General features: G+C 29.1%; 1 protein-coding gene. It reads left to right on the top strand.

Features of this window, described 5'->3' with window-relative positions; all coding sequences use genetic code 11:
* Nucleotides 1–34: 34 nt before the first annotated feature.
* Nucleotides 35–674 (top strand): WavE lipopolysaccharide synthesis family protein (locus KIV40_RS28035; protein ID WP_285352475.1); only part of this gene is annotated, 640 nt, incomplete at its 3' end.

The raw sequence follows: 674 nt of genomic DNA, 5'->3' as shown, positions 1-674 counted from the left end.
TAGAACTAAGTACTGTGTTAATTTAAGAAGTGATATGTTGGTAGTAAATTGTAATATATTATTATCCTTAAAAAAAGCCAATACTTTAAAACGACCAAGCCCATTACTTACTGATGATTGGGTTATTTGTACTAACTTAACTACCTACAACGTGAGGAGACTAGCAAAACCTCTTGCAATATGTGACTGGATCTATATCGGTAGGACTAATGATGTGATTAAGTTCTTTGATATTGAGATGTATCCAGAAAAATATTTTGAGTACTTTGTAAAAGCTCCAAATAATTATGGTGACTTTACTAGGCAAAGGTATAGTGCCGAGCAGTGGATTATTCTTAATGCTTATCAGAGAGAACTAAATCGTAGATGCGTTAAATTTGATTATTGTTTTGATGATAATGAAAGAGTATTAAATTTCCATTCTAATATTATTGCTAATGATATTAGGATATTTTCAATGAGTAGTTTAGGTCTAAAGAGCTTTAAATATAAAATATATAATTTTTCCATGTATAGAATGCTTAGTGAAAAAGAGTGGAAGAAAAACTATTTTATTGTTAACAATATTTACATGTCTAAACGTGAAAGGGTTTCTGTCTTTTATGATCCTATTAGAATATGCTATGATCTAATTTCAATGAAATGGCCTAGAGTATTAAGAAGAAAATTTCGGA

The organism is Vibrio sp. D173a (genome assembly GCF_030248475.1).
This window is presented reverse-complemented; position numbering and strand designations above follow the sequence as displayed.